Consider the following 730-nt stretch of genomic DNA (forward strand, 5'->3'; position numbering starts at 1 on the left):
AATTTTCTACTTTTTTGCTGTACTATATTAGGGGATAGTTACAAAGTTAAATAATGCTTGTTTAATTTAGGTGTTGAAAAGATGAGCTATATAATTTAAATAGAAGAAAATACATATAATATGCTTGATTATCTCCATGATATATCCATGGATTTCTCACTATTTAATGAAGGGATTAGCCTTAAAGGTCTTGATTGTACTTTAAAATATAAAGCTAAGAATAAATCCTGTTTTAATAAATTAAAAAAGTGTCACATGCTATCTACTACTGGACCTGAGTTAGTTAGCCTGAAGCTCAGGGCTATTCTTGAAAGTGTAGTGCCAACAGAAGTTGAATTTTTTAATGCCGAAATAATATATGGAAATGAAATTTTTGATGGTTTTAGTGTGATAAATCCCATAATAAAGATAGATTGTTGTGATATGAACAAAAGCGAATATCAGTTGACTAATTTCGATCCAAATAATCCTGCTTATATGTTTTTATATACAGTAATATTAGACGATATACCTGATGGTTATAATATTGTTAGATGCAAAGAACAACCAAATTTAATTGTGATCAATAATAAAGTAAAATCGGCTATTTTAAGTGCTGGCTTACAGGGAATTAAATTCTGTAAGGAAATTAATTTGACATATAAAGATCGGACTGTAACTATCCCCTAAAATAGTACAGCAAAAAAGTAGAAAATTCTCTATGATAAAAGAAAAGGGGATTTAATTATGA

General features: G+C 28.2%; 1 protein-coding gene. It reads left to right on the forward strand.

Going from position 1 to position 730, the window contains the following annotated elements; genetic code table 11:
* The first annotated feature begins 120 nt into the window (after window positions 1–120).
* The gene (locus J6569_RS11180) at window positions 121–669 is read left to right on the forward strand and encodes a DUF1629 domain-containing protein (protein WP_296318531.1); all 549 of its coding nucleotides are present in this window, start codon (window positions 121–123) and stop codon (window positions 667–669) included.
* Window positions 670–730 lie beyond the last annotated feature (61 nt).

Origin of the sequence: Gilliamella sp. (genome assembly GCF_024104075.1) — a bacterium.
GTDB lineage: Bacteria > Pseudomonadota > Gammaproteobacteria > Enterobacterales > Orbaceae > Gilliamella > Gilliamella bombi.